Annotated in this window: 18 protein-coding genes; 10 read left to right on the forward strand and 8 right to left on the reverse strand. The window is 53.5% G+C overall.

Features of this window, described 5'->3' with window-relative positions:
• Positions 1 to 14 precede the first annotated feature (14 nt).
• From glgA to ACS0RQ_RS01815, 3 genes are all read left to right on the forward strand, one after another.
• Positions 15 to 1448 carry a glycogen synthase GlgA gene (glgA, locus tag ACS0RQ_RS01805; RefSeq protein ID WP_041851360.1) on the forward strand — a complete coding sequence of 478 codons (1434 nt, stop codon included), beginning with the start codon at positions 15 to 17 and terminating at the stop codon, positions 1446 to 1448.
• 19 nt (positions 1449 to 1467) lie between these two features.
• Positions 1468 to 3915, forward strand: coding sequence for a glycogen phosphorylase (glgP, locus tag ACS0RQ_RS01810; protein WP_334633425.1), 2448 nt, complete (start codon positions 1468 to 1470; stop codon positions 3913 to 3915).
• A gap of 131 nt (positions 3916 to 4046) precedes the next feature.
• Entirely contained in the window at positions 4047 to 5567 is a 1521-nt protein-coding gene (locus ACS0RQ_RS01815) for a PstS family phosphate ABC transporter substrate-binding protein (RefSeq protein ID WP_271849280.1), read from the forward strand.
• A 48-nt stretch (positions 5568 to 5615) separates the two neighbouring features.
• Here the strand turns inward: ACS0RQ_RS01815 and glpD are convergent, their stop codons facing one another.
• Positions 5616 to 7121: a glycerol-3-phosphate dehydrogenase gene (gene glpD, locus ACS0RQ_RS01820; RefSeq protein ID WP_041851363.1), complete on the reverse strand. Its 1506-nt coding sequence runs from the start codon at positions 7119 to 7121 to the stop codon at positions 5616 to 5618.
• A 241-nt stretch (positions 7122 to 7362) separates the two neighbouring features.
• On the opposite strand from glpD, the gene glpE reads away from it, so the two are divergent.
• The 3 genes from glpE to ACS0RQ_RS01835 are packed head-to-tail and all read left to right on the forward strand — an operon-like array spanning position 7363 to position 9358.
• Positions 7363 to 7692: a thiosulfate sulfurtransferase GlpE gene (gene glpE / locus ACS0RQ_RS01825; protein WP_090083957.1), complete on the forward strand. Its 330-nt coding sequence runs from the start codon at positions 7363 to 7365 to the stop codon at positions 7690 to 7692.
• Between the two features lie 59 nt (positions 7693 to 7751).
• On the forward strand, positions 7752 to 8582 hold the full coding sequence (gene glpG / locus ACS0RQ_RS01830; protein ID WP_271849279.1) for a rhomboid family intramembrane serine protease GlpG: 831 nt from the start codon (positions 7752 to 7754) through the stop codon (positions 8580 to 8582).
• A gap of 17 nt (positions 8583 to 8599) precedes the next feature.
• Positions 8600 to 9358: a DeoR/GlpR family transcriptional regulator gene (locus ACS0RQ_RS01835; RefSeq protein ID WP_041851366.1), complete on the forward strand. Its 759-nt coding sequence runs from the start codon at positions 8600 to 8602 to the stop codon at positions 9356 to 9358.
• A 40-nt stretch (positions 9359 to 9398) separates the two neighbouring features.
• On the opposite strand, the gene malT is transcribed toward ACS0RQ_RS01835, so the two are convergent.
• A complete protein-coding gene (gene malT / locus ACS0RQ_RS01840) occupies positions 9399 to 12104 on the reverse strand; it encodes an HTH-type transcriptional regulator MalT (RefSeq protein ID WP_334633421.1) in 2706 nt (901 codons plus the stop codon).
• 640 nt (positions 12105 to 12744) lie between these two features.
• Between malT and malP the strand changes: the two genes are divergently transcribed.
• Both malP and malQ read left to right on the forward strand, forming a co-directional pair.
• Entirely contained in the window at positions 12745 to 15138 is a 2394-nt protein-coding gene (malP, locus tag ACS0RQ_RS01845) for a maltodextrin phosphorylase (protein WP_271849277.1), read from the forward strand.
• A 9-nt stretch (positions 15139 to 15147) separates the two neighbouring features.
• Positions 15148 to 17235 (forward strand): 4-alpha-glucanotransferase, encoded by a 2088-nt coding sequence (gene malQ / locus ACS0RQ_RS01850; RefSeq protein WP_271849383.1) that lies wholly within the window; start codon positions 15148 to 15150, stop codon positions 17233 to 17235.
• Between the two features lie 67 nt (positions 17236 to 17302).
• On the opposite strand, the gene gntT is transcribed toward malQ, so the two are convergent.
• The 3 genes from gntT to gntX form a co-directional block, all read right to left on the reverse strand.
• On the reverse strand, positions 17303 to 18619 hold the full coding sequence (gene gntT, locus ACS0RQ_RS01855) for a gluconate transporter (protein WP_041851370.1): 1317 nt from the start codon (positions 18617 to 18619) through the stop codon (positions 17303 to 17305).
• Between the two features lie 331 nt (positions 18620 to 18950).
• A complete protein-coding gene (nfuA, locus tag ACS0RQ_RS01860; protein WP_041851371.1) occupies positions 18951 to 19526 on the reverse strand; it encodes a Fe-S biogenesis protein NfuA in 576 nt (191 codons plus the stop codon).
• Between the two features lie 58 nt (positions 19527 to 19584).
• Positions 19585 to 20268 carry a DNA utilization protein GntX gene (gene gntX, locus ACS0RQ_RS01865; RefSeq protein ID WP_271849276.1) on the reverse strand — a complete coding sequence of 228 codons (684 nt, stop codon included), beginning with the start codon at positions 20266 to 20268 and terminating at the stop codon, positions 19585 to 19587.
• A 38-nt stretch (positions 20269 to 20306) separates the two neighbouring features.
• Between gntX and bioH the strand changes: the two genes are divergently transcribed.
• Positions 20307 to 21080, forward strand: a complete 774-nt coding sequence (gene bioH, locus ACS0RQ_RS01870; RefSeq protein ID WP_271849275.1) for a pimeloyl-ACP methyl ester esterase BioH — start codon at positions 20307 to 20309, stop codon at positions 21078 to 21080.
• 116 nt (positions 21081 to 21196) lie between these two features.
• On the forward strand, positions 21197 to 21466 hold the full coding sequence (locus ACS0RQ_RS01875) for a YdgH/BhsA/McbA-like domain containing protein (RefSeq protein WP_041851374.1): 270 nt from the start codon (positions 21197 to 21199) through the stop codon (positions 21464 to 21466).
• A 28-nt stretch (positions 21467 to 21494) separates the two neighbouring features.
• Here the strand turns inward: ACS0RQ_RS01875 and feoC are convergent, their stop codons facing one another.
• The 3 genes from feoC to feoA are packed head-to-tail and all read right to left on the reverse strand — an operon-like array spanning position 21495 to position 24328.
• Positions 21495 to 21740: a [Fe-S]-dependent transcriptional repressor FeoC gene (feoC, locus tag ACS0RQ_RS01880; protein WP_271849274.1), complete on the reverse strand. Its 246-nt coding sequence runs from the start codon at positions 21738 to 21740 to the stop codon at positions 21495 to 21497.
• An 11-nt stretch (positions 21741 to 21751) separates the two neighbouring features.
• Positions 21752 to 24070 (reverse strand): Fe(2+) transporter permease subunit FeoB, encoded by a 2319-nt coding sequence (gene feoB, locus ACS0RQ_RS01885; RefSeq protein WP_271849273.1) that lies wholly within the window; start codon positions 24068 to 24070, stop codon positions 21752 to 21754.
• 30 nt (positions 24071 to 24100) lie between these two features.
• The gene (gene feoA, locus ACS0RQ_RS01890) at positions 24101 to 24328 is read right to left on the reverse strand and encodes a ferrous iron transporter A (RefSeq protein WP_193794541.1); all 228 of its coding nucleotides are present in this window, start codon (positions 24326 to 24328) and stop codon (positions 24101 to 24103) included.
• Between the last annotated feature and the right edge of the window lie 263 nt (positions 24329 to 24591).

Consider the following 24591-nt stretch of genomic DNA (forward strand, 5'->3'; position numbering starts at 1 on the left):
TGACAGGAGCGATAATGCAGGTTTTACATGTATGTTCTGAGATGTTTCCGTTGCTGAAGACCGGTGGTCTGGCTGATGTTATTGGCGCATTGCCTGCGGCGCAAATTGCCGATGGCGTTGATACACGCGTTTTGCTGCCTGCATTCCCGGATGTTCGTCGCGGCGTCACTGATGCTCAAGTGGTCTCGCGGCGGGATACATTTGCTGGTCGTATTTCATTGCTGTTCGGACATTTCAACGGGGTGGGGATCTACTTAATTGATGCGCCGCATCTTTACGATCGTCCCGGGAGCCCGTATCACGATACCAATCTTTTTGCTTATACCGATAACGTTCTGCGTTTTGCCTTGCTTGGCTGGGTCGGCGCTGAGATGGCCAGCGGGCTGGACCCGTTCTGGCGGCCCGATATTGTCCATGCCCACGACTGGCATGCAGGGCTGGCACCCGCTTATCTGGCGGCGAAGGGGAGACCGGCGAAGTCTGTGTTTACGGTACATAACCTGGCTTATCAGGGGATGTATTACGCGCAACACATGAGTGAAATACAGTTGCCATCGTCGTTCTTTAATATGCATGGGCTGGAATTCAATGGACAGATCTCTTTCCTGAAAGCCGGTCTCTATTACGCCGATCATATTACGGCGGTCAGCCCGACCTACGCTCGCGAAATTACCGAGCCGCAGTTTGCCTACGGCATGGAGGGGCTGCTGCGTCAGCGGCAAGTTGAAGGGCGCCTGTCCGGTATTCTGAACGGCGTGGATGAAAAAATTTGGGATCCGGCAACAGACCTGCTGCTTTCATCGCGTTATACGCGGGATACGCTGGAGGAAAAAGCGGAGAACAAACGCCAGCTACAGATCGCCATGGGGCTGAAAGTGAACGACAAAGCGCCGCTTTTTGCGGTGGTGAGTCGCTTAACCAGCCAGAAAGGGTTGGATTTGGTGCTGGAGGCATTACCCGGTTTGTTGGAGCAAGGCGGGCAACTGGCGCTACTTGGTGCGGGCGATCCGGTTCTGCAGGAAGGTTTCCTTGCGGCGGCAGCGGAGCATCCTGGGCAAGTCGGCGTGCAAATTGGGTATCACGAGGCGTTTTCACATCGCATTATGGGCGGGGCGGATGTCATTCTGGTCCCGAGCCGTTTTGAGCCGTGTGGGTTAACGCAACTTTATGGATTGAAGTACGGCACGTTGCCGCTAGTTCGTCGCACGGGCGGGCTGGCGGATACCGTGACCGATAGCTCATTGGAGAATTTGGCAGATGGAATCGCCAGTGGTTTTGTATTTGAAGACAGTAATGCCTGGTCGCTGCTTCGCGCGATTCGGCGTGCTTTCGTGTTGTGGTCCCGCCCTTCTCTCTGGCGCTTTGTTCAGCGCCAGGCGATGGGCATGGATTTTAGCTGGCAGGTCGCCGCGCAATCCTATCGCGATCTTTACTATCGGTTGAAATAGTTTTCCAGGAATCACTTGTATGAATGCACCTTTTACATATGCATCACCCACACTGAGCATCGAAGCGTTAAAACATTCGATCGCCTACAAGCTGATGTTTACCATAGGTAAAGATCCCGTTATCGCCAACAAGCATGACTGGCTGAACGCCACGCTGTTTGCGGTGCGTGACCGCCTGGTAGAACGCTGGTTACGTTCCAACCGTGCACAGCTCTCTCAGGAAATGCGCCAGGTTTACTACCTGTCGATGGAGTTTTTGATTGGCCGCACGCTTTCCAATGCACTGTTGTCATTAGGTATTTATGACGATGTCAAAAACGCTCTGGAAGAGATGGGGCTGGATCTGGAAGAGCTGATTGACGAAGAAAATGATCCAGGTTTGGGTAACGGGGGGTTAGGGCGCCTGGCGGCCTGCTTCCTGGATTCTCTGGCAACGCTGGCGCTGCCTGGACGCGGGTATGGTATTCGCTACGATTACGGCATGTTCAAGCAGAACATTGTTGATGGTCGGCAAAAAGAGTCCCCGGATTACTGGCTGGAATACGGTAACCCATGGGAATTCAAACGCCATAACACCCGCTACAAAGTGCGTTTTGGCGGACGCGTGCAGCAGGAAGGTAAAAAGTCTAACTGGCTGGAGACCGAAGAGATTCTGGCCGTGGCCTACGACCAAATTATTCCTGGCTACGATACCGACGCGACCAACACCCTGCGGTTGTGGAATGCGCAGGCGAGTAGCGAAATCAACCTGGGTAAATTTAACCAGGGTGATTATTTTGCGGCGGTGGAAGATAAAAACCACTCCGAAAACGTATCTCGCGTGCTCTACCCGGATGACTCGACCTATTCTGGCCGGGAGTTGCGCCTGCGTCAGGAGTACTTCCTGGTGTCGGCAACCGTTCAGGATATTTTGAGCCGCCATTACCAGCTCCACAAAACCTACGCCAATCTGGCGGAGAAAACCGCGATTCACCTGAATGATACCCACCCGGTATTGTCGATCCCTGAATTGATGCGCCTGCTGATTGATGAGCATAAATTCTCATGGGATGAAGCGTTCGAAGTCACCTGCCAGGTGTTCTCTTACACCAACCACACGCTGATGAGCGAAGCGCTGGAAACCTGGCCGATTGATATGCTCGGTAAGATCCTGCCGCGCCACCTGCAAATCATCTTTGAAATTAATGACTACTTCCTGAAAACTATTCAGGAACAGTACCCTAACGATATTGACCTGCTCAGTCGTGTGTCGATTATTGATGAGTCGAACGGGCGTCGCGTGCGCATGGCGTGGCTGGCCGTGGTGGTGAGCCATAAAGTGAATGGCGTGTCCGAATTACACTCCAACCTGATGGTGCAGTCCCTGTTTGCCGATTTCGCCAACATTTTCCCGATGCGCTTTACGAACGTGACCAACGGCGTCACACCGCGTCGCTGGCTGGCACTGGCGAACCCACCGTTGTCAGGCGTGCTGGATGAGAATATTGGCCGCACCTGGCGTACCGATCTGAGTCAGCTCAGCGAGCTGGAACAGCATATCGACTACCCGACGGTAAACCAGGCGATTCGCCATGCCAAGCTGGAGAACAAAAAGCGTCTGGCGGCGGTAATAGGTCAGCAGCTTAATGTGGTGGTCAACCCGAAAGCGCTCTTCGATGTGCAGATTAAACGTATCCACGAATATAAGCGTCAGTTGATGAATGTGCTGCACGTGATCACCCGCTACAACCGTATCAAAGCAGACCCGACAGCGGAGTGGGTACCGCGCGTCAATATCTTCGCCGGTAAAGCGGCGTCGGCGTATTACATGGCGAAGCACATCATTCACCTTATCAATGATGTGGCGGCGGTGATCAACAACGATCCGCAGATTGGCGATAAGCTGAAAGTGGTCTTTATTCCCAACTACAGCGTAAGTCTCGCGCAGGTGATCATTCCGGCGGCGGATCTCTCTGAGCAGATTTCGCTGGCAGGGACGGAAGCATCCGGCACCAGTAACATGAAGTTTGCCCTCAATGGCGCGTTGACCATCGGTACGCTGGATGGTGCGAACGTAGAAATGCTTGAGCATGTGGGAGCGGATAACATCTTCATTTTTGGTAATACCGCCGAAGAAGTTGAAGAGCTGCGCCGTAAAGGCTATTCACCGCGCGAATACTACGAAAAAGATGAGGAGCTGCATCAGGTACTCACGCAAATTGCGACAGGCCTGTTCAGCCCGAATGATCCGGGACGTTATCGTGACCTTGTGGATTCGCTGATTAATTTTGGCGACCATTATCAGGTACTGGCCGATTACCGCAGCTACGTTGACTGTCAGGACAAAGTAGATGAGCTCTATCGTAACCCGGAAGAGTGGACTACGAAGGCGATGCACAACATCGCTAATATGGGCTACTTCTCGTCTGACCGAACGATTCAGGAGTATGCCGAGCAGATCTGGCATATCGATCCGGTACGCCTGTAAGTTACCTTCGTTTTCGCCATAAATATCTTACGGAGCCTCAGGGCTCCGTTTTTTTTCAGAATATGAAGGGGGATGAGCTACCAGGTCGCGCCTTTATAATTGGCCGACAAACAAGGATGAGGTGGCAGGATATGGGATTCGGATGGTGGGTCAGATCGCTTTTATTGATGTTTATTGGCGTTCCGTTGTTAGCACATGGTGCGGCTGCGGCGTGTTTATTTGTTCAGGAGTTACTCAAAAAAGCGCTTATTGCGCTGGATCTTCCACGCTCATTTGCGAACGGTGATATCGCCACATGCGTGTTTTACGCATTGGGTGGCGTCATGATGTTTCTTATGGGCTGGCTGTGGGCGCGCTTTACCCAACCGAAAGAGAACAATGCCTTACGCCAGAGTTTGTTACTGCTGCCTGCGCTGCTCGTGTTGCTGTGCTGGATAGTCATCATGCAACGGTCTGGCCTGAGCTTTAGCAGCCATTGGTTCGGGCTAATGTTGAAACTCGGTCTACCCTGGATGGGCATTAACCTTATTGCGCTATTAACCGGCTGGTTTTGGGCAATGGTGATTATCCCGGTGGGTACCCAGGCCTGCTTTACCCTCGGCTGTTACTGGCGTCATCGCTACGCGCCCGATTCTCGCGCATCGCTTTGCTTGCGAAATCTACTGGTGTTAGCGCTGATTATATTGAGTCTGGTGGCCTGCTGGCAGGCGGCGTTACGACAGCAGAAATTTCCCCGGCTAACAAGTGAGCCTGCCGTCAGTGAATCTCTTGATCGCCGGGATTATTACCCTGACAGGCCCAATAACAAACTCACGGCGTTGCGCGGGGCCGCTCCCTTTACATTTTTGGACAAACACCCACGCCTTGATGGTGCGACCGCAGCCTACCCGCTATACGCCTCGGCCTTCTTTGCGCTGAACAGTTTTCCGGACGACATGACCTCTTATCAGGTTCAGGCCTGCTGCCTGTCCCTGTCACGCACGCCAGATGCCTATAAAAATATTATTGCCGATAAAGCCGATATCATCTTTGTCGCCCAACCTTCTGAGGGGCAGAAAAAGCGGGCACAGGCGGCGAAGGTCAATCTGACTTACACGCCGTTTGCTCGCGAAGCCTTTGTGTTTATTACACATGCCGATAACCCTGTCGACAGTCTGACTCAGCAGCAGGTGCGCGACATTTTCAGTGGCAAAACGACACGCTGGAGCGATGTGGGCGGTGACGCGCGAGATATCGAAGTCTGGCAACGGCCGGAAGATTCCGGAAGTCAGTCCACGATGCTGGCGAAAGTGATGAAAGAGACGCCCATGCTGCCGCCAAAAGAGACCGAAGTGGCGAGGGGGATGGGGGGCGTGATCCGTAAAGTGGCTGAGTACCAAAACAGCAAAGGGGCGATCGGTTACACCTTCCGCTACTTTGCCACGAAGATGAATGCCAGTGCGGGTATCAAGTTATTAGCCATCGATGGCGTCGCGCCGACGAAAGAGAACATTCGTAACGAGACATACCCTTTCGTTGTGGACGTTTATATGGTGACGCGTGAAAACCCAACGGCGGAAACGCAAAAGCTGGTGGCGTGGTTTTTAAGTCCGCAGGGGCAGGCGCTGGTGGAGGATGTGGGTTACGTGCCGTTGCACAGTCCGGCAAACTAGCATCCTAAAAGAAACCCGCTGAACGTGCGTCAGCGGGGGCATTCAAGATTAAGAGGCCAGCGATAATTCCGCTTTACTGTGGCGGGTCAGCCACTGCGCCACACGTGACTGCTCCTCGGCATTGAGCCACATGCCCAGTTTGGTACGACGCCAGATAGCATCGTCCAGACGGCGCACCCATTCATGTTCAACCAGGTAACGCAGTTCGGCTTCGTAAAGCTCGTGGCCAAAATGCTCGCCCAGGTCTTCAATTGAGCCTGCCTGCCCCAGAATCAGCTCGCTGTTGCTGCCGTAAGTCCGGGCATAATGGCGGGCCAGCGACTCGGTAATGAACGGGTAACGACGACGCAGTTTCGCGGCGTAGTCATCGCGATCGCCCCCCAGCTCCCCACCGGGCAATACACAGTTTTTGGTCCAGGCCGGGCCAATACCTTCATAGTAGGAGGCCAGTTTTTCCATCGCATGTTCAGCCAGCTTGCGGTAGGTCGTAAGCTTGCCGCCAAAGACGGACAGCAGCGGCGCTTTACCGTCCTGATCGTGAATATCCAGCGTGTAGTCGCGAGTGATTGCCTGTGGAGAGTCGGACTCATCGTCACACAGCGGGCGCACACCGGAGTAAGTCCAGACAATGTCATTGCGCGTCAGTTGCTTTTTAAAGTGCGCGTTATAGACCTTCAACAGGTAATTCACTTCACTTTCATCGATTTCGACGTTTTTCGGGTCGCCTTTATATTCCACATCGGTTGTACCAATGATAGAAAACTCATCCATCCACGGGATCACGAAGACGATACGTTTATCTTCGTTTTGCAGAATGTAGGCCTGCTTTTGTGAATGAACGCGCGGAACCACAATATGACTGCCTTTAATCAGGCGAATGCCATACGGAGACGGCAAATGCATCCCGTCATCAAAGAACTGTTTAACCCATGGGCCGGTGGCATTGACCAGACCGCGTGCTTGCCAGCTAAATTTTTCCCCGGTGTCGATATCTTCCGCTTCAACAATCCACAGACCGTTTTCACGTTTTGCAGAGACAGCACGCGTACGGGTACGTACTTCGCCGCCTTTTTTCACAACCATCTGCGCATTTGCCAGGACCATACGGGCATCATCGACCCAACAGTCAGAATATTCGAAACCGCGCACGATTTCAGGTTTGAGGACCGATTCTGAGCCAAAACGCAAACTTTGCGATCCGGGTAAACTGGTGCGTTTACCCAGGTTGTCGTACATAAAAAGACCGATGCGGATCATCCATGCCGGACGTAAGTGCGGGCGATGCGGTAAGCGGAAACGCATCGGAAAGGCGATGTGCGGTGCCATTTTCAACAGCACTTCACGTTCAGCCAGCGCCTCGCTAACCAGCCGAAACTCATAGTGTTCAAGGTAGCGCAGGCCACCATGAATCAATTTTGAGCTGGCGCTGGAAGTTGCGCAAGCTAAGTCCTGGGCTTCCAGCATCAGCACGGATAAACCTCGCCCGGCGGCGTCTGCCGCGATACCGGCACCGTTGATGCCCCCGCCAATAACGATCAGATCTTTGGTTTCCATGCTGCCCTCACGCGCTTTCGTTAAAGCTCACAAATGTTCGATATCGCTCATAATAGCAAAGGATCGCGCTTTTGGTAACATCAGAAAAACAATTTAGAGTGATATACATAACATAATGGTGTTTCTCCGCCAGGAGGACGTACACTAAGCGGTAAACTTATGTTGCCTGTTTTTTCCTCCCTAATTGTGTAGAAAGGAAGCAGGCGTACCACCTGCCATACGAAAAAGAAAAGAGATCAGAATGGATCATTTTGTCTGTATTAATGTTGAAGAAGCCCACCAGAAACTGCAGCTTAAGCAGGCGGTACTGGTCGATATTCGTGACCCGCAAAGCTACGCGATTGGCCATACGCCGGGCGCTTTTCATTTAACAAACGATACTCTCGGTGCGTTTATGCGCGAAACCGACTTCGATACTCCGGTGATGGTGATGTGCTATCACGGCAATAGCAGTAAAGGCGCGGCTCAATACCTGCTCCAGCAAGGCTATGATGCGGTATTCAGTGTTGATGGCGGCTTTGATGCCTGGCACCGTCATTTTCCAGCGGAAGTCGAGCAGGGATCCCTTTAGAGAGTGAAGACTCTGCCGCTATACTGTGCTCTTTTCCAGAGACAAAGCGACCGCCTGCCATGTTGATGATTACATCATTTACCAATCCGCGTGTCGCCCAGGCGTTTGTTGATTACATGCAAACCCAGGGCGTCATTCTTACGATTCAACACCACTCACAATGCGATATCTGGCTGGCGGACGAAAGCCAGGCAGAGCGCGTGAAAGCTGAACTGGCGCGTTTTCTGGAAAACCCCACCGATCCGCGTTATCTCGCCGCAAGCTGGCAATCCGGCGAGACGGGCAGCGGTCTGCAGTACCGTGGTTTTACCCTGCGCGCGGCGCTGAGGGAACGGGGTGGGCCAATGACTCTCTCTGTCTTTGCGGCCTGCGTCCTGGTCTTTATCCTGATGAATCTGTATAGCGATCAGGATGTGATGGTCTGGCTTGCCTGGCCCTATGATGCCTCGGTGCAATTTGAAGCCTGGCGCTATTTTAGCCATGCGCTAATGCACTTTTCGCTGGTTCATATCATCTTTAACCTGTTCTGGTGGTGGTATCTTGGCGGAGCGGTGGAAAAACGCCTGGGAAGCGGCAAGCTGGTGGTGATTACCCTTATCAGCGCGTTACTGAGCGGCTTTTTACAGTACAAACTGGCTGGCCCGTGGTTTGGTGGTCTGTCAGGTGTGGTCTATGCATTGATTGGTTATGTGTGGCTACGTGGTGAGCTGGACCCGCAACGCCCGGTCTGGCTGCCTCGTGGACTGGCTATTTTTACGGTCGTGTTACTGGTTGCTGACTGGTTTGGCATCTCAGCAGTGGATACGGCTATCGGCGCACACACCAGTGGGCTGTTGATTGGCCTTGCGATGGCGCTGGTAGATACATTGAATGCGCGAAAACGAACATAATTATCCAGAGACATTTCATGAAACAAACACAACGTCATGATGCGATCATTGAACTGGTTAAACAGCAGGGATATGTCAGCACGGAAGAACTGGTAGAGCAATTCTCGGTAAGTCCGCAGACTATTCGCCGCGATCTGAACGATCTGGCCGATCAAAACAAAATTCTGCGCCACCACGGGGGCGCCGCGCTACCTTCAAGCTCCGTTAATACCTCCTGGCACGATCGTAAGGCGACGCAAACGGCAGAGAAAGAACGGATTGCCCGTAAAGTGGCCAGTCAGATCCCAAACGGCGCAACATTGTTTATTGATATTGGCACCACCCCGGAAGCCGTGGCGCACGCGCTCCTCGATCACAGCGATTTACGCGTGGTGACGAACAACCTCAACGTGGCGAACACGCTGCTGAAAAAAGAAGATTTCCGCGTCATCCTCGCTGGCGGCGAGTTGCGTAGCCGTGACGGTGGGATTGTAGGCGAAGCCACGCTGGACTTTATTTCTCAGTTCCGTCTGGACTTCGGCATTCTTGGCATCAGCGGCATTGACGCTGATGGTTCGCTGCTGGAGTTTGACTATCATGAAGTGCGCACCAAACGGGCGATCATTGAAAACTCGCGCCATGCGATGCTGGTGGTGGATCACTCGAAGTTTGGACGCAACGCGATGGTCAACATGGGCAGTATCAGTATGGTCAATGCCGTTTACACCGACATCATGCCACCCGCTGGCGTCATGCAGGTGATCACCAGTAATAACGTCCAGTTAGAGTTATGCTAAACAGTCGCGTCGGGCGGCGTTGCGCAGCCCGACCTGATACTCAGACGCCGTACCCCATCATTTTCAGCAGCCGCTGGGCATGCAATACGGCATCCTGACGGTGGGCAACCCCCAGCTTCTGATACAAATTACGGATATGCGTTTTAATGGTGGTCGCCGCCACGGCGAGTTCACCGGCGATCTGCTCATTGCTGTAGCCTGAGTAGATTAGCCCCAGTACCTGCCACTCTCGCTGGGTTAGCGGACTGGTGCGGATCAACTCCGGCACTTCCGGATGGTTCAGTAAGCGTTCAACGAAGCTTTCGTCAAAATGGGCGAACTTATGTCGGTGATGCTGGTTGATGTCACGCAGAATACGCTGCGCGCGGTGCTGGTCGAGTTCCGGCAGTGTATTGAGTTGAATAAGCTGACGCAGTTGCTGTGCCATGCCCTCGCCCTCAATAACAAAGTGGCTGATAAACCCGGTGCGGTTGGCCAGTTGCAGTGCCTCAAGCAGCACGCGCTGTGCGTCGTTTTTACGCCCGGACTGCCAGTACAACTGATTCAGTAACAGCAGGTTGTGGTTCAAATCACTCATCAGGCGCAAGCTGCGGGCGTTCTCATTGAGCTCTTCAAGCACCATTTCAGCCGGGTCGAAATCGCCAAGCAGAATTTGCGCTCTGGCGATATTGCGCCACTGCCCTTGCAGGAAGTGGTTATTGGCGAATTCGGGTTTAGGCGTCTGGCGAAGCCACTGCGCTGCTGATTTGCGATCGCCCGTCATGTTCCAGTAAATCACCCTGACTTTATCGGCGTTTGACACCCAGTCGCTGTGATACTGGCCGTTACCCAGCAAGTTCTCCAGACGGTGCAAATGCGCGCGAGCATTATCCAGGTCACCACGGGCCAGCGAATTTTGAATCACCAGCGCCAGACACTGTAACTGTTGCTGCGGCTGGAAGGAGGCGAGAACCTCCATCCCCTGGCGAGCGGCGGCTTCGGATTCGTCAAGACGCGCCCAGGCCCAGAGCAGTTGCGAACGAATGCGCAGTAAGAACTCGTGCATCGGCAACTGCTCAAGGTGCTGTTCGCGCACCAGGACAAAGCCTTTTTCCTGGGTCTCCCAGGCAGCCTGCAAGAACCCTTGCGCAAACAGAATTTCGCTCTGCTGAATCAGGCTCCATAAGGCGTAGTGCCACACGTCATGGCGGCGTGCCATCTGCTCGGTTTGCTGCATCAACGCCAGCGAGTTGGTCAGTTGCCCTTTGCAGTGCAGCACTTCACCGTGTACCGACGTGGCGACAATACGGCTGTAGTAATTGGCAAGCGGCAGTTCATCGAGCGCCACCATCGCCAGGCGTTCCGCTTCGGCGGCATCGCCATCATTGATCGCGACCTGCGCGCGCAATGCGTTGAAATCACCGTGCAGGGAGGCGTCCATTTGGGTGGTCATCTCCTGTTCAGCACGGGCCAGCAAGGTATTCACTTCGCTGTAGCGATGCTGGCTTTGCATCAGCCAGGCCTGTAGCAGCACCAGGCGCGGGTTCTCCAGGAGGCTCTCCCACGGTAGTGCTTTCAGCGAGGCTTCCAGCAGGCTGAGTTCGCTATGGTTGAATAAGCCCCAGGCGTGATGCAGCAGAATGTCCCGTAACATAATGCCGTCGCCCGCCGCCAGCGCGTGGTGGATGGCTTCGCTGGGGAATCCCTGTGCCATCCAGCTTTCCGCCGCCGCGCGATGAATTTCCGGCAGTTCAGTCGCCAGTTCCCACTGGCAGCGCTGGCGCAGGAAATTGCCGAACAGCGGGTGGTAGCTGAACCATTCGCCGGAGTCATCCATGCGCTGCAGGAATAACCCCTGACGCTCAATTTCTTCCAGCCGCATCTGACCATTTTCTTCGCCAGTGACACGGACAATCAGCGCATCGTTCATCGAGCGTAATAGCGAGCTTTTCAGTAAGAACAGACGCGTGCTGGCATCGACATTATCCAGCACCTCATCCACCAGATAATCGGACAGATGGCTGGCGTTGATGCCCGCCAGACGACGAGCGGATTGCTGCGCGGCACTGTGATTCTGGCGTACGGAAAGGGCAATGAGTTGGAGCGCGGTGGCCCAGCCGGCAACGTCATCACACAGACGGCTGCTCTCTGCCGCTTCGATGGGGGAAGTCAGGCGGCAATCAAAAAATTGCTTCGCTTCCTGATGATTAAAGGCCAGTTGGTGGCTGCCGATCTCCAGCAGTTGTTCACGTACGCGCAGATTGGCAATGCCTAACTGCGGTAAATTGCGCGACAGCACAATCAGCGTCAGGTTTTCCGGCTGATGGCGCAAGAAAAAACGCATGGCTTCATGAATCACCGGGTTGGTGATGAGGTGGTAATCATCTATCACCAGATAGAGCGCGCGTTGCCACTCTGCCAGCTCAATAAACAACTGAGCAAAGAGGGAAGAGAGGCTGGCGTACTGGCGTTTTTGCGCCATCGCCTCACTGGTGACGCAATGCCCCCCCGTGGCCTGTTGAATAGCAGCAATGAAATAGCTGGCAAAACGTTCCTGCTGGTTGTCGCCTTCATCCAGCGAAAACCAGCCCACGTCATTTTTACCGGAAGCCCATTGGGAAATGAGCGTTGTTTTTCCGTACCCAGCAGGGCTAGTGATCAGCGCAAGCCGAAAATTGTTCGCGCCGGAAAGTTTAGCCAACAGACGCTCACGAACGACAGTATGGTCGAGGCGTACCGGGCGACTTAATTTAGACGGAATCAACATAGTTATCACTTCACTGTGAGGACAAAGGGGAAAAACGATTTTTTTTGCGCTTCGTAATTAATATAAATAAGGTCGGATAAATTCCGAATTATTGCAAGTTATGTCCGGATCTGACGATTGTGAATTTGCACTATGTCACATTTCTATTTGAGTAGTGAATAAAGAGACAGCACCCGTGGCGAAAGGGCATGCAGCCCGATTTGCAGCAAAATGCGTCAAAATAAGGCGAAATAGTTTTGCATCTTTTGGGGGCTTTGGTGAAATATTTCCCAAAACGGCGAGGTAATCGCACAAATAGCAAAAGGCGAAATTATCATTTAAGAAAATATTATTTACTCAAATTATGTTGATGTCGCGAGTGATAATTTCCCTGAAACAATATTTCAATTCTTTGACATTCTCCCCCGTTATCCCCACGGTAAGTGAACGACGCATCGCCGTGTTTTTTCCTCCCGCTTGAGGCAGTAAATGCTTGAAGAATGCTTAAAAAAACAGCTAACTTTAGGTGGCAGAGATCACACTTTTCGCTCATCCCTGCTGCTCCTCCCCGTTGAATCCCTGGCAGGATGAGGAAGTCGTTTCATGAGCCTGGCACACTAGCGCTAACGTTGTTTTTTCAATTACAGGATCCGAATTCTCTATGTCAAAGCCCACGTTTAACAAAGCGCAATTTGAGGCGGCCCTGACGCGTCAGTGGCAACATTTTGGTTTGCACACAGCCCAGGAGATGACATCTCGCCAGTGGTGGCAGGCCGTTAGCGGCGCGCTGGCAGAATTGCTGGTGGCACAACCGCTGGCTAAACCGGCGAAAAACCAGCGCCATGTAAACTATATTTCAATGGAATTTCTGATTGGTCGCCTGACGGGTAACAACTTGCTCAACCTTGGCTGGTATCAAGAGGTGAGCGATATTCTGCAGGAAAGCGGTATCAATCTGAGCGATCTGCTGGAAGAAGAGACCGACCCGGCGCTGGGTAACGGTGGGTTAGGACGCCTGGCGGCGTGCTTCCTGGACTCGATGGCAACGGTAGGCCAGTCTGCCACCGGCTATGGCCTGAACTATCAGTATGGCTTGTTCCGTCAGTCTTTTGACGATGGTCAGCAGAAAGAGGCGCCGGATGACTGGCAGCGTCGCAGCTACCCCTGGTTTAGCCATAATGCGCAATTGAACGTGCAGGTGGGGATTGGCGGTAAAGTGAGTAAAGACGGCCACTGGACGCCGGAATTTACGATTGTCGGCGAAGCCTGGGATTTACCGGTACTGGGCTATCGTAATAGTGTGGCGCAGCCGCTGCGACTGTGGCAGGCAACCCATGCGCACCCGTTCGATCTGACCAAATTCAACGACGGTGATTTCCTGCGTGCCGAGCAGCAGGGCATCGATGCAGAAAAACTGACCAAGGTGCTCTACCCGAATGACAATCACCAGGCGGGCAAGAAGCTGCGTCTGATGCAGCAATATTTCCAGTGTGCCTGCTCCGTGGCGGACATTCTGCGTCGTCATCACCTTGCCGGGCGCAAAATTGCCCAGTTGCCGGACTTTGAAGTTATTCAGCTTAACGATACGCATCCGACCATTGCGATCCCGGAAATGTTGCGCGTGCTGATAGACGAACATCAACTGAGCTGGGATGACGCCTGGGCTATTACCAGCAAAACCTTCGCCTACACCAACCATACGCTGATGCCGGAAGCGCTGGAGTGCTGGGATGAAAAACTGGTAAAAGCGCTGCTGCCTCGCCATATGCAAATCATCAAACAGATTAACGATCGCTTTAAGGTACTGGTTGAGCAAACCTGGCCTGGCGATGAGGACGTGTGGGCGAAACTGGCGGTGGTGCACAACAAACAGGTGCGGATGGCCAATATGTGTGTGGTCGGCGGCTTTGCGGTGAACGGCGTTGCGGCACTGCACTCAGATTTGGTCGTCAAAGATCTGTTCCCGGAATATCACCAACTGTGGCCGACGAAATTCCACAATGTTACTAATGGTATTACACCGCGTCGCTGGATTAAACAGTGCAACCCGGCGCTGGCGGCATTACTGGATAAGTCGCTGAAAAATGAGTGGGCGAACGATCTCGACCAGCTTATTAATCTGGAGAAATTTGCCGACGATGCGAAATTCCGCGCGCAATATCGCGCTATAAAACAGGAAAATAAGGTGCAGCTTGCGGCGTTCGTCAAAGCGCGTACCGGCATTGAGATCAATCCGCATGCGCTGTTTGATATTCAAATCAAACGCCTGCATGAATATAAACGCCAGCATCTGAACCTGCTGCATATTGTGGCGCTGTATAAAGAGATTCGTGAAAATCCGCAGGCAGACCGCGTACCACGCGTATTCCTCTTTGGTGCGAAAGCCGCGCCGGGCTACTACCTGGCGAAAAACATCATTTACGCCATCAATAAAGTGGCCGCTGTAATCAATAACGATAAGACGGTGGGCGATAAGCTGAAAGTGGTTTTCCTGCCGGATTATTGCGTTTCGGCGGCGGAACGTCTTATCCCGGCGGCAGATGTGTCTGAACAAATTTCTACCGCAGGTAAAGAGGCCTCGGGTACCGGCAATATGAAGCTGGCGCTGAATGGTGCGCTCACCGTCGGAACCCTTGACGGTGCCAACGTGGAGATTGCCGAACAGGTTGGCGATGAAAACATCTTCATCTTCGGTCATACCGTGGAAGAGGTGAAGGCGTTGAAAGCCAAAGGCTATGATCCGGTGAAATGGCGTAAGAAAGACAAGCTGTTGGATGCGGTGCTTAAAGAACTTGAGAGCGGCAAATACAGCGAGGGCGACAAGCATGCGTTCGACCAGATGCTGCACAGCATCGGTAAGCAGGGCGGAGATCCCTATCTGGTTCTGGCGGATTTCGCCGCCTACGTTGAAGCGCAAAAACGGGTTGATACGCTCTATCGCGATGAAGAAGCCTGGACGAGGGCTACAATATTGAATACCGCACGTTGCGGCATGTTCAGTTCGGATCGTTCGATCCGTGATTACCAAACCCGTATCTGGCAGGCAAAACGCTAAGGAAAAGCCATAGTGAGCAAACGTCTTGATAATGCCGCGCTGGCGGCGGGAATTAGCCCGGATTACATCAATGCGCATGGCAAACCACAGTCTATTGGTGCGGAAACCAAACGACGTTTGCTTGACGCTATGCACGCTGTTACCGCGACACCTGTCGCGGTAACGCCGGTCCCAAATGTGCTGGTGCACACCCAGGGAAAGAAGAAGTCATTGCCGATTGAGGGAAACGGTACTTTCAACTGGATAATCACTACCGAAGACGGTCAGCAGCATAAAGGTCTGGTCGACGCAGGGAAAAACCTCACCCTACCAACGAAGTTGCCGCAGGGGTATCACACCCTGACGCTGCGTCAAAGTGAGCAGAGCTGGCATTGTCGCTTAATTGTTACCCCAAAGCGCTGCTATGAACCGCAGGCGCTGCTGGAAGGGAAAAAGCTCTGGGGGGCGTGTGTACAGCTTTATACCTTGCGTTCTGAGCGTAACTGGGGAATCGGCGATTTTGGCGATCTGAAAGTCATGCTGGGCGAGGTGGGGCAGCGCGGTGGCGCGTTTATCGGCCTGAACCCTATTCACGCCCTCTATCCGGCCAACCCGGAAAGCGCCAGCCCCTACAGTCCTTCCTCTCGCCGCTGGCTGAATATCATTTATATCGATGTTAATGCGGTAGAAGATTTTCAGTTGAGCAAAGAGGCGCAGGCGTGGTGGAAACTCCCTACGACGCGCAAGGCGCTGGATGCCGCTCGCGACGCGGAGTTTGTCGATTACGCAGGTGTGACCGCCCTCAAACTGGCGGCATTACGCCTGGCCTGGGTGCAGTTTTCACAGCGTAAAGATGATGACGATTTGCGCGCTGCGTTTCACGCCTTCGTGAAGGAAGAGGGGGAAAGTCTGTACTGGCAGGCGGCATTTGATGCGCTACATGCCAACCAGGTGAAAGAAGATCCGCTACGTTGGGGCTGGCCTGCCTGGCCGGAAGGTTTTCAGTCAACCGACAGCCCGGCGGTTAAAGCCTTTTGCGACAGTCATGCCGATGAAGTGAACTTTTACCTGTGGTTGCAGTGGCTGGCGTATACGCAATTTGCCGAGTGCTGGCAGGAGAGCCAGGGTCACAATATGCCCATTGGGTTGTACCGGGATCTCGCCGTGGGCGTTGCCGAAGGCGGTTCGGAAACCTGGTGCGATCGTGAGTTGTACTGCCTGAAAGCCTCTGTGGGGGCACCGCCGGATATTCTCGGCCCGCTGGGGCAAAACTGGGGGTTGCCGCCGATGGACCCGCACATTATCGCCGCGCGCGCTTACGAACCCTTTATTGAGCTGCTGCGCGCCAATATGAAAAGCTGTGGCGCGCTGCGTATCGATCATGTGATGTCGATGCTGCGTCTGTGGTGGATCCCGTATGGCGAAACGGCGGATCACGGAGCGTATGTGCAGTACCCGGTGGACGATCTATTGTCGATCCTCGCGCTGGAAAGTCAGCGTCATCAGTGCATGGTCATTGGCGAAGATTTGGGGACGGTGCCGGTGGAGATCGTAAGCAAGCTGCGTGACAGCGGCGTTTACTCCTACAAAGTCCTCTATTTTGAAAATGACCACGAGAAGCGTTACCGTGCCCCTAAAGCTTACCCGGCCCAGTCAATGGCGGTGGCGACCACTCATGATTTGCCGACGCTGCGGGGATACTGGGAAAGTGGTGACCTGACGCTCGGTAAAACGCTGGGTCTGTACCCGGATGAAGTGGTGCTACGTGGGCTGTATCTCGATCGCGAACTGGCAAAACAGGGGCTGCTGGATGCGCTTCATGCCCATGGCTGTTTGCCAAAACGGGTGGGGCATAAAGCCTCACGTATGCCGATGAGTGCGGTACTGAATCGTGGTATGCAACGCTATATCGCTGACAGTAATAGTGCGTTGCTGGGGCTGCAGCCGGAAGACTGGCTGGATATGGCCGGACCGGTGAACATTCCGGGCACCAGCTACCAGTACAAAAACTGGCGGCGTAAGCTCGCCGTGTCACTGGAAAAAATGTTTGCCGATGAGAACGTCAACAAGCTGATTAAAGACCTGGATAAACGCCGGAAAGCGGCAGGAAAGAAGTAAAGAAGTAAATACAAAGAACCCGCCATCCGGCGGGTTCTCCTTTTAACAGCCAGTTGAACGGTAGAGCTTACACCACCATTCCCAGCAGCAGGCAGCCAACCAGACCGCAGACAGAGATAATGGTCTCCAGTGCGGACCAGGACTTCATGGTTTCCCCGATGGTCAGGTTGAAGTACTCCTTGAACAGCCAGAAGCCTGGATCGTTCACGTGAGAGAAAATCACGCTACCGGAACCAACCGCGATAACCATCAGCTCAGGGCTCACGCCAGTGGTGGCAATCAGCGGCGCAACAATCCCGCCTGCGGTAATGGCTGCAACGGTGGCAGAACCCAGCGCGATACGCAGTACGGCGGCAATTGACCACGCCATAAAGATTGGCGAAATATTGGTTTCGTGCATCAGCGAAGCGATGTATTTATCCACGCCGCTATCTACCAGAACCTGCTTGAATGCGCCGCCACCGCCGATGATCAACAGCATCATGGCAATGATTTTGATTGAGCTGGTCAGCGTTTCGTTGATGTCGTCCATGGAACGACCACGGTTCAGGCCGAAGGTGAAAACGGCAATCAGTACCGCAATGAGGGTCGCCATCACCGGATCGCCGAAGAACTCAGCGTAAGGGAGAATCGCATGGCCTTTCGGCAGCAGCATCTCTGCAACCGCACGCAGCGCCATCAGTACCACCGGTACCAGAGAGGTCCAGACGCTGACGCCAAAGCCCGGCATTTCTTCTTCGGTAAAGGTTTTCTTATTATACAGGCCTTCCGGAATCGGCTTGTCGATGCCTTTCAGGAAACGGGCATAGACCGGGCCGGCCAGAATCACTGTCGGGATACCGAGCAGCGTACCGTAGAGTAGCGTTTTACCCATGTCCGCATGGAAAATGGTAGCGATTGCGGTCGGGCCAGGGTGTGGAGGCAGGAAACCGTGGGTAACGGAAAGCGCGGCCGCCATCGGGACACCCACATACAGCAGCGGGATACGGGCTGCGGCAGCGATAGTGAAAACCAGCGGCAGTAACAGGACGAAGCCCACTTCATAGAACAGCGCAAAACCCACGGTAAAGCCGGTCAGTACGACGGCCCACTGAATGTGTTTTTCGCCAAATTTTGCAATCAGCGTTGTGGCGATGCGTTGTGCGCCGCCGCAGTCCGCCAGCAGTTTACCCAACATGGCACCGAAGCCCATGATCAGCGCAAGGCTGCCCAGCGTTCCGCCCACACCGGCTTTGATAGATTTGATAACTGCGTCCAGAGGCATGCCCTGCATCATACCGACGGCGAGTGCCACCAGGATCAGAGCGATAAATCCGTTCAATTTGAAGCGGATCATTAATAACAACAACAAGACTACACCGATAGCAACGATGACTAATGGCATGATTTACCTGGCCTTAATTTGTTATGGGTAACGTCAGTTTTCAGCGGTTATTGCAGGTTTTAGCCCTGTAAAAACGAAGCGCTGGAGTACCGATATGCCTTACATCCACTTTTTAAAAGGATAGCTGGATGTTTTTATATTTTTGGTACTGGCACAGATGATACGGGTAACATTCGTGAAAAGAGAATCACCCTGCGGGTCAAAATTTACGAAGTGAGATACCGGTCATATTCCAGGCTGGAAATGAGTGCAAAAAAGAGGCGCGATATGGCGGGGAAAGATACAGGTAACATGCTCTCCCGCATCGGGAGAGCATCGGATAAGAGGCAGCTTAGTAGTAGGAGTGCTCGCCGCGCTGGTGTTCGGTAAGATCGCGTACGCCTTTCAGTTCCGGGAATTCGTTAAGCAACTGCTTTTCGATCCCTTCTTTCAGCGTTACATCCACCATTGAACAGCCGTTACAACCGCCGCCAAACTGGAGGATGGCATAGCCTTCATCCGTAATTTCCATCAGCGTGACGCGGCCACCGTGACCTGCCAGTTGCGGGTTGATCTGCGATTGCAGCAGATACTCAACACGTTCCATCAGCGGCGCGTCTTCGGACACTTTACGCATCTTCGCGTTTGGTGCTTTCAGGGTGAGCTGGGAGCCCAACTGATCGGTGACAAAATCAATTTCCGCATCTTCCAGGTACGGTGCACTTAACTCATCGACATAGGCGGTCAGTTGTTCAAATTTCAGGGCGGTGTCAGTTGCTTCCACTGCATCTGGCGGACAATAAGAGACGCCGCATTCAGCGTTTGGTGTGCCTGGGTTAATCACAAATACACGGATTTGTGTCCCTTCTTCCTGATTTGCCAGCAGTTTAGCAAAATGCGCTTGCGCAGCATCAGAGATACGGATCATAGCAATGGCCTAATAGTTGACTATTTTACTTGGTTATAATACGCCCATCATCGAGGGTCTACAAGGTTCGACAAAGGCACCATACCTGAACAGACGCCGCGCCGTTGCGCAGGAGCAACCGACTTATTTCCGCGACGGTGCTGCCGGTCGTAACGACATCATCCACGATAACCATATGGAGTCCCTGGACGGGCAATTCAAGGCGAAAGGCATTTTTCAGGTTGCGTTTGCGTAGCCGGGCGCTGAGATGATGCTGAATGGACGTTGCCCGAATGCGGACAATGGCGCCCGGTTCATAGCGACAGCATAACCAGTGGGCAAGGGCACGACAGAGCAGATCACTTTGGTTATATCCTCTGCGCCACTGGCGATGCCGATAAAGCGGTACGCTGATAAGCATATCGGGCTTCTGCCACCGTGTTGTTCTGCGTGCGTTGATGACTGCCAGTACCAGCAGCCGGGCCAGCGCATTTGCCATTTCGGGTCGTCGCACGAATTTGAACTGATGCACCAGCATACTCAATGGCAATGCGTAATCGCTGACCGCCACCAGACATTGCCACGGCGGCGGTTTTTGCAGGCACCTGCCGCAAGGCAGTGTCCGGCTCGCGGCAGGCAAACCACAGGCTGGACAAACGGACAGGGGTGCTACCACCGCCCGAGTGCAGCAGGAACACAAGCCCCAGTGCGCTACCGCCAGCGGCATTCGACATAGCCAGCACAAGCCCGGCGCTGTTAGCATGTTCACCCTCCCTGTTTTAAGAAAGAGAACGATAACTGATGAACAACATCTGGTGGGAAACCAAAGGCGAAGGAAATTGCCATCTTGTGCTGCTGCACGGATGGGGGCTGAACGCGCAGGTTTGGGATTGCATTGTGCCGCAACTAAGCTCGCAATTTACACTGCATCTGGTGGACCTGCCGGGATATGGTCGCAGTCGCGCATTTTCGGCAATGACATTGCGAGAGATGGCGGAGCGCGTGTTGGCACAGGCACCGCAGCGCGCTGTATGGCTGGGCTGGAGCCTCGGCGGGCTTGTCGCAAGCAAGATTGCGCTTCTTGCGCCTGAGCGTGTTAGCGGACTGGTGACGGTCGCCTCATCCCCTTGTTTTGGCGCGCAGGATGAATGGCCTGGTATCAAACCGGATGTGCTGGCCGGTTTCCAGCGACAGCTCAGCGAGGATTTTCAACGTACGGTAGAGCGCTTCCTGGCTCTGCAGACGATGGGTACGGAGACAGCCCGTCAGGATGCGCGTCAGCTCAAGCAGGCGGTATTGTCGTTACCGATGCCCTCAGCAGAGGTGCTGAACGGTGGGCTGGAGATCCTCAAAACAGAAGATCTGCGCGATGCACTGTCAGGGCTGGAAATTCCCTTCTTGCGACTTTACGGGCGATTAGATGGGCTGGTGCCGCGCAAAATTGTTGCCGCACTGGATGCGCGCTGGCCACAAAGCCAGTCGCTGATCTTTCCTAAAGCAGCTCATGCGCCTTTTATTTCTCACCCGGACGATTTCTGCAGTGCATTGACGGAATTTAATAGTTTCGACGTGTAATTATTGCGCCGCCTGGAAAAAATGCTGTTTCACGACAATACTCAGAACGTTGCTGCGGTTGGCTTATCTTTTTTACCGCAGCATCACAATCTAAAAAACCGAGGAGAATCAAGTCTATGAAACTTGTTACAGGTATTGTTGCATCTCTGGTGATTGGCTCCCTGTCGTTTGGCGTTATGGCGGCGCAGGAACTCGAAAAAGATAAGGTCGCGGGTATGAATCTGACAAAAGTGGGGACGATTACCACGTCTGATACCTCGGCACCCATGGACGCGAAAAAAGAGCTGTCGAAAAAAGCGGATGAGCTGGGCGGCAAATATTTCGTTGTTACCAGCGGCGAGAAGAATGAAAAAGACATCCATGCTACGGCGGATGTCTATAAGTAATGTTATGAGCGGGTCGCCTGACCCGCTATCAACATCCTGTCAGTGACCACCATTCACGCTGACAGGCCGATTTTCCTTCCGGGCATTGTTTGCACTCGCCGCTCAGACAGCCGTCCGCCTCTTCCTGAATACGTACTGCTTTGCCCATGGCTTCCATGCGCGTCAGCATGGCATCGGCCATTGGCCGGGAAAGATGCAGCGCGTTACAGAGCTGGCTGATTTCCATCCGACCCTGTAAAGCAAGCATATCGCGAACCTCAATTAACGATGCCATTTTTCGTGTCCTTAGTGGCAATCACCCGCCGGGCTTTCACAACAACTGGCGACGGTTTTGCGACTGGCCAGTAGATTCACATCCACGCGACTTCTGGCGCGACGCAGACCGCCAATCACGATGACATTGAACAAGATCACCGCGAGAATACAGGTGAGGCTGTAAACCGGGTGTTCATCAAAACTCACGGTCTGATAGAACAGCGTGGCAAGTGAATAGGCGATATTCAGCCCCCACAGCACGGAGAACCCCATCCAGCCACGGCTCGATTCACGGGCAATGGCGCCCATTACGGATATGCACGGGGTGTAGAGCAGGACGAAAATCAGGTAGCTGTAGGCCGCAGCGGCGCTGCCGAATTTCTCACTCATCACGCCCATAGTGCCTTCTGCCATCTCACCGTCGCCCTTGCTGGCTTCAATAGGGTTGGCCAGTACGCTCAGACTGAAGGTGTTTTTCAGGCTGCTCCAGGTCTCGTTGAGTGCGGCGAGAAGTTCGTCAGGGAGGTTGTATTCTGCGGGATTAAATTCCGCTTTCTGAATGTGTTCGGCGGTATAAAGTGAGTTGAGCGTCCCGACTACCACTTCTTTCGCCATTGCCCCCGTCACCAGGCCAACGGTCGCCTGCCAGTGGTCACCGTGCACGCCAATCGGTTCCAGTATGGGGGTAAAGACGCGGCTTACTGACGCCAGCGCAGAATCGTTAATGTTATCGACCGTTTTACCGCTCAAAGAGAAACTATTGAGAGCACTGAGGAAAATGCTCACGATCACAATGACTTTACCGGCCCGCAGCACAAACCCTTTCAGACGCTGCCAGGTCTGCAGCACCAGACTTTTCAGATGCGGCACGTGGTAGACCGGTAGTTCCATAATGAACGGTGACGCTTCGCCACGCATGATGGTGTGTTTGAGCATCAGGCCGGTAAGGATTGCCATCACAATGCCCAGCACGTATAGCGAAAAGACCAGTAACGCCCCCTGCTGGCCGAAGAAGGCCGCCGCGAATACAGCGAAAATGGCCAGACGCGCGCCGCAGGACATAAACGGCGCCATCATCATGGTCATCAGCCGTTCACGTGGCGCATCCAGGGTTCTGGCCCCCATCACCGAGGGAACATTGCAGCCAAAGCCGACAATCAGCGGCACGAAGGATTTACCCGGCAGCCCCAGCGCCTGCATCAAACGGTCCATGACGAAGGCCGCACGTGCCATATAGCCGGAATCTTCAAGGAATGAGAGGAACAGGTACATCATGCCGATTTGCGGTACCAGCGGTAGCACCGTGTTGATACCACCGCCCAGCCCCTGAGCCAGGAAAACGGTCAGCCATTCCGGGAAATGCAGCGTATAGCCCAGCCACTGGATACCGTGGACGAAAATCGCCACTGAACCCGCATCAAAAATCGGCTGTAATGCGCCACCGATGTTAATGGCGAGCAGGAACATCAGGTACATCACAAACAGGAAAATCGGTAAGCCAAGGAAGCGGTTCAGAATGATTCGGTCAACGGCTGCCGTAAACTGGCTGGATTCCGCCGTCAGGGTGTTACTGACCGCCTCGCAAATGGCGGCAATGGTTTGATAACGGGCATCGGCAATGTGCAGTGCGGGATCGTCGATTTCATCCTGCAGGCGTGCCAGTGAAATATCCAGCTTGTGGGCGGCATCGCCAGCGTAAGCGCGGCTGTAGATATCGCCTTCCAGCATTTGCAGGCCCAGCCAGCGACGTTGTTGGATGGGCATATCCGCGGCCATGCCTTGCGCCAGTACATCGGCTTCACGCGAAAGCGGCTGGGCATAGTGGACAAGCTCGATTTGTTTATTTTTCTGATGACGATCAAGCGCGATTTTTAACGCGTCGATACCGCGGCCACGGGTGGACACCAGCGGAATAACCGGGCAGCCGAGGCGAGCGGAGAGGGCGTCGATATCAATGCGGACTTTTTGCTTCTCGGCAATATCCAGCATATTCAGCGCCACCACGCAGGGGATGCCCAGTTCCAGCAACTGCAACGTGAGATAGAGGTTGCGCTCGAGGTTTGAGGCATCCACGACGTTAATCAGGATGTCCGCATCGCCGCTCAGAATGTAGTGACAGGCAATTTGCTCATCCAGTGAGGTCTGTGACGAGATAGTGGTCAGGGAGTAGGTACCGGGCAAATCGACCAGCGTAACCTGATGGTGGGTGGTAGAGAATTGCCCCTCTTTGCGCTCAACCGTGACACCCGCCCAGTTCCCCACGCGCTGGCGCGCGCCAGTTAACTGATTGAATAATGTGGTCTTGCCGGAATTAGGATTACCAATTAATCCCACGGTCAATTTTTTCATTGTTCTTCTCTCTCTTTCATGGCCGGGCCATTAGCGGGAAACGGCTTCCAGTTCCAGAAACGCGAGATCTTTCTTACGCAAGACCAGATTAACGCGTCGGGTTTCAATGTGAATAGGATCACCAAGGGGGGCTACGCGCACGACATTAAAGGATGAGCCGGGCAACATGCCTAATGAGAGGAGTTTCTGGCGCCACGCAGGGCTAATGTCGCGAGAGAACCCCGTTATTTTCCACGCACTGTCAGGAGAGAATTGCATAGGACCTACTTATCTGTATCGCAAACAACATTCCCACCATGCGCCAGTAAAGCGCATGAAACCAGTTAGTTAGCCAGCACAGCAATGAGTGTCACTCCACTCATACAATGATAATGAGAATAGTTTTTATCATCACTATTAAACCGCGATATTACGCAAAGCGGAACCACAATCCGAGCCATTGTTGATATGGCTCAAAATTTATGTTGTTTTGCCTTTCCCGTTTGCAATAACAAATAAGAAACAGTGAATGGATATTTAAT

The organism is Phytobacter diazotrophicus (genome assembly GCF_052061655.1).
Taxonomy (GTDB): Bacteria; Pseudomonadota; Gammaproteobacteria; order Enterobacterales; family Enterobacteriaceae; genus Phytobacter; species Phytobacter diazotrophicus.

Bases quoted from the DNA above. Each gene is read 5' to 3' on its own strand.
- glgP (WP_334633425.1), top strand. From the start codon at position 1,468: ATGAATGCACCTTTTACATATGCATCACCCACACTGAGCATCGAAGCG.
- gntX (WP_271849276.1), bottom strand. From the start codon at position 20,268: ATGCTAACAGCGCCGGGCTTGTGCTGGCTATGTCGAATGCCGCTGGCG.
- glpE (WP_090083957.1), top strand. From the start codon at position 7,363: ATGGATCATTTTGTCTGTATTAATGTTGAAGAAGCCCACCAGAAACTG.
- feoC (WP_271849274.1), bottom strand. From the start codon at position 21,740: ATGGCATCGTTAATTGAGGTTCGCGATATGCTTGCTTTACAGGGTCGG.
- feoA (WP_193794541.1), bottom strand. From the start codon at position 24,328: ATGCAATTCTCTCCTGACAGTGCGTGGAAAATAACGGGGTTCTCTCGC.
- ACS0RQ_RS01835 (WP_041851366.1), top strand. From the start codon at position 8,600: ATGAAACAAACACAACGTCATGATGCGATCATTGAACTGGTTAAACAG.
- ACS0RQ_RS01815 (WP_271849280.1), top strand. From the start codon at position 4,047: ATGGGATTCGGATGGTGGGTCAGATCGCTTTTATTGATGTTTATTGGC.
- glpG (WP_271849279.1), top strand. From the start codon at position 7,752: ATGTTGATGATTACATCATTTACCAATCCGCGTGTCGCCCAGGCGTTT.
- glgA (WP_041851360.1), top strand. From the start codon at position 15: ATGCAGGTTTTACATGTATGTTCTGAGATGTTTCCGTTGCTGAAGACC.
- glpD (WP_041851363.1), bottom strand. From the start codon at position 7,121: ATGGAAACCAAAGATCTGATCGTTATTGGCGGGGGCATCAACGGTGCC.
- bioH (WP_271849275.1), top strand. From the start codon at position 20,307: ATGAACAACATCTGGTGGGAAACCAAAGGCGAAGGAAATTGCCATCTT.
- ACS0RQ_RS01875 (WP_041851374.1), top strand. From the start codon at position 21,197: ATGAAACTTGTTACAGGTATTGTTGCATCTCTGGTGATTGGCTCCCTG.
- nfuA (WP_041851371.1), bottom strand. From the start codon at position 19,526: ATGATCCGTATCTCTGATGCTGCGCAAGCGCATTTTGCTAAACTGCTG.
- malT (WP_334633421.1), bottom strand. From the start codon at position 12,104: ATGTTGATTCCGTCTAAATTAAGTCGCCCGGTACGCCTCGACCATACT.
- feoB (WP_271849273.1), bottom strand. From the start codon at position 24,070: ATGAAAAAATTGACCGTGGGATTAATTGGTAATCCTAATTCCGGCAAG.
- malP (WP_271849277.1), top strand. From the start codon at position 12,745: ATGTCAAAGCCCACGTTTAACAAAGCGCAATTTGAGGCGGCCCTGACG.
- gntT (WP_041851370.1), bottom strand. From the start codon at position 18,619: ATGCCATTAGTCATCGTTGCTATCGGTGTAGTCTTGTTGTTGTTATTA.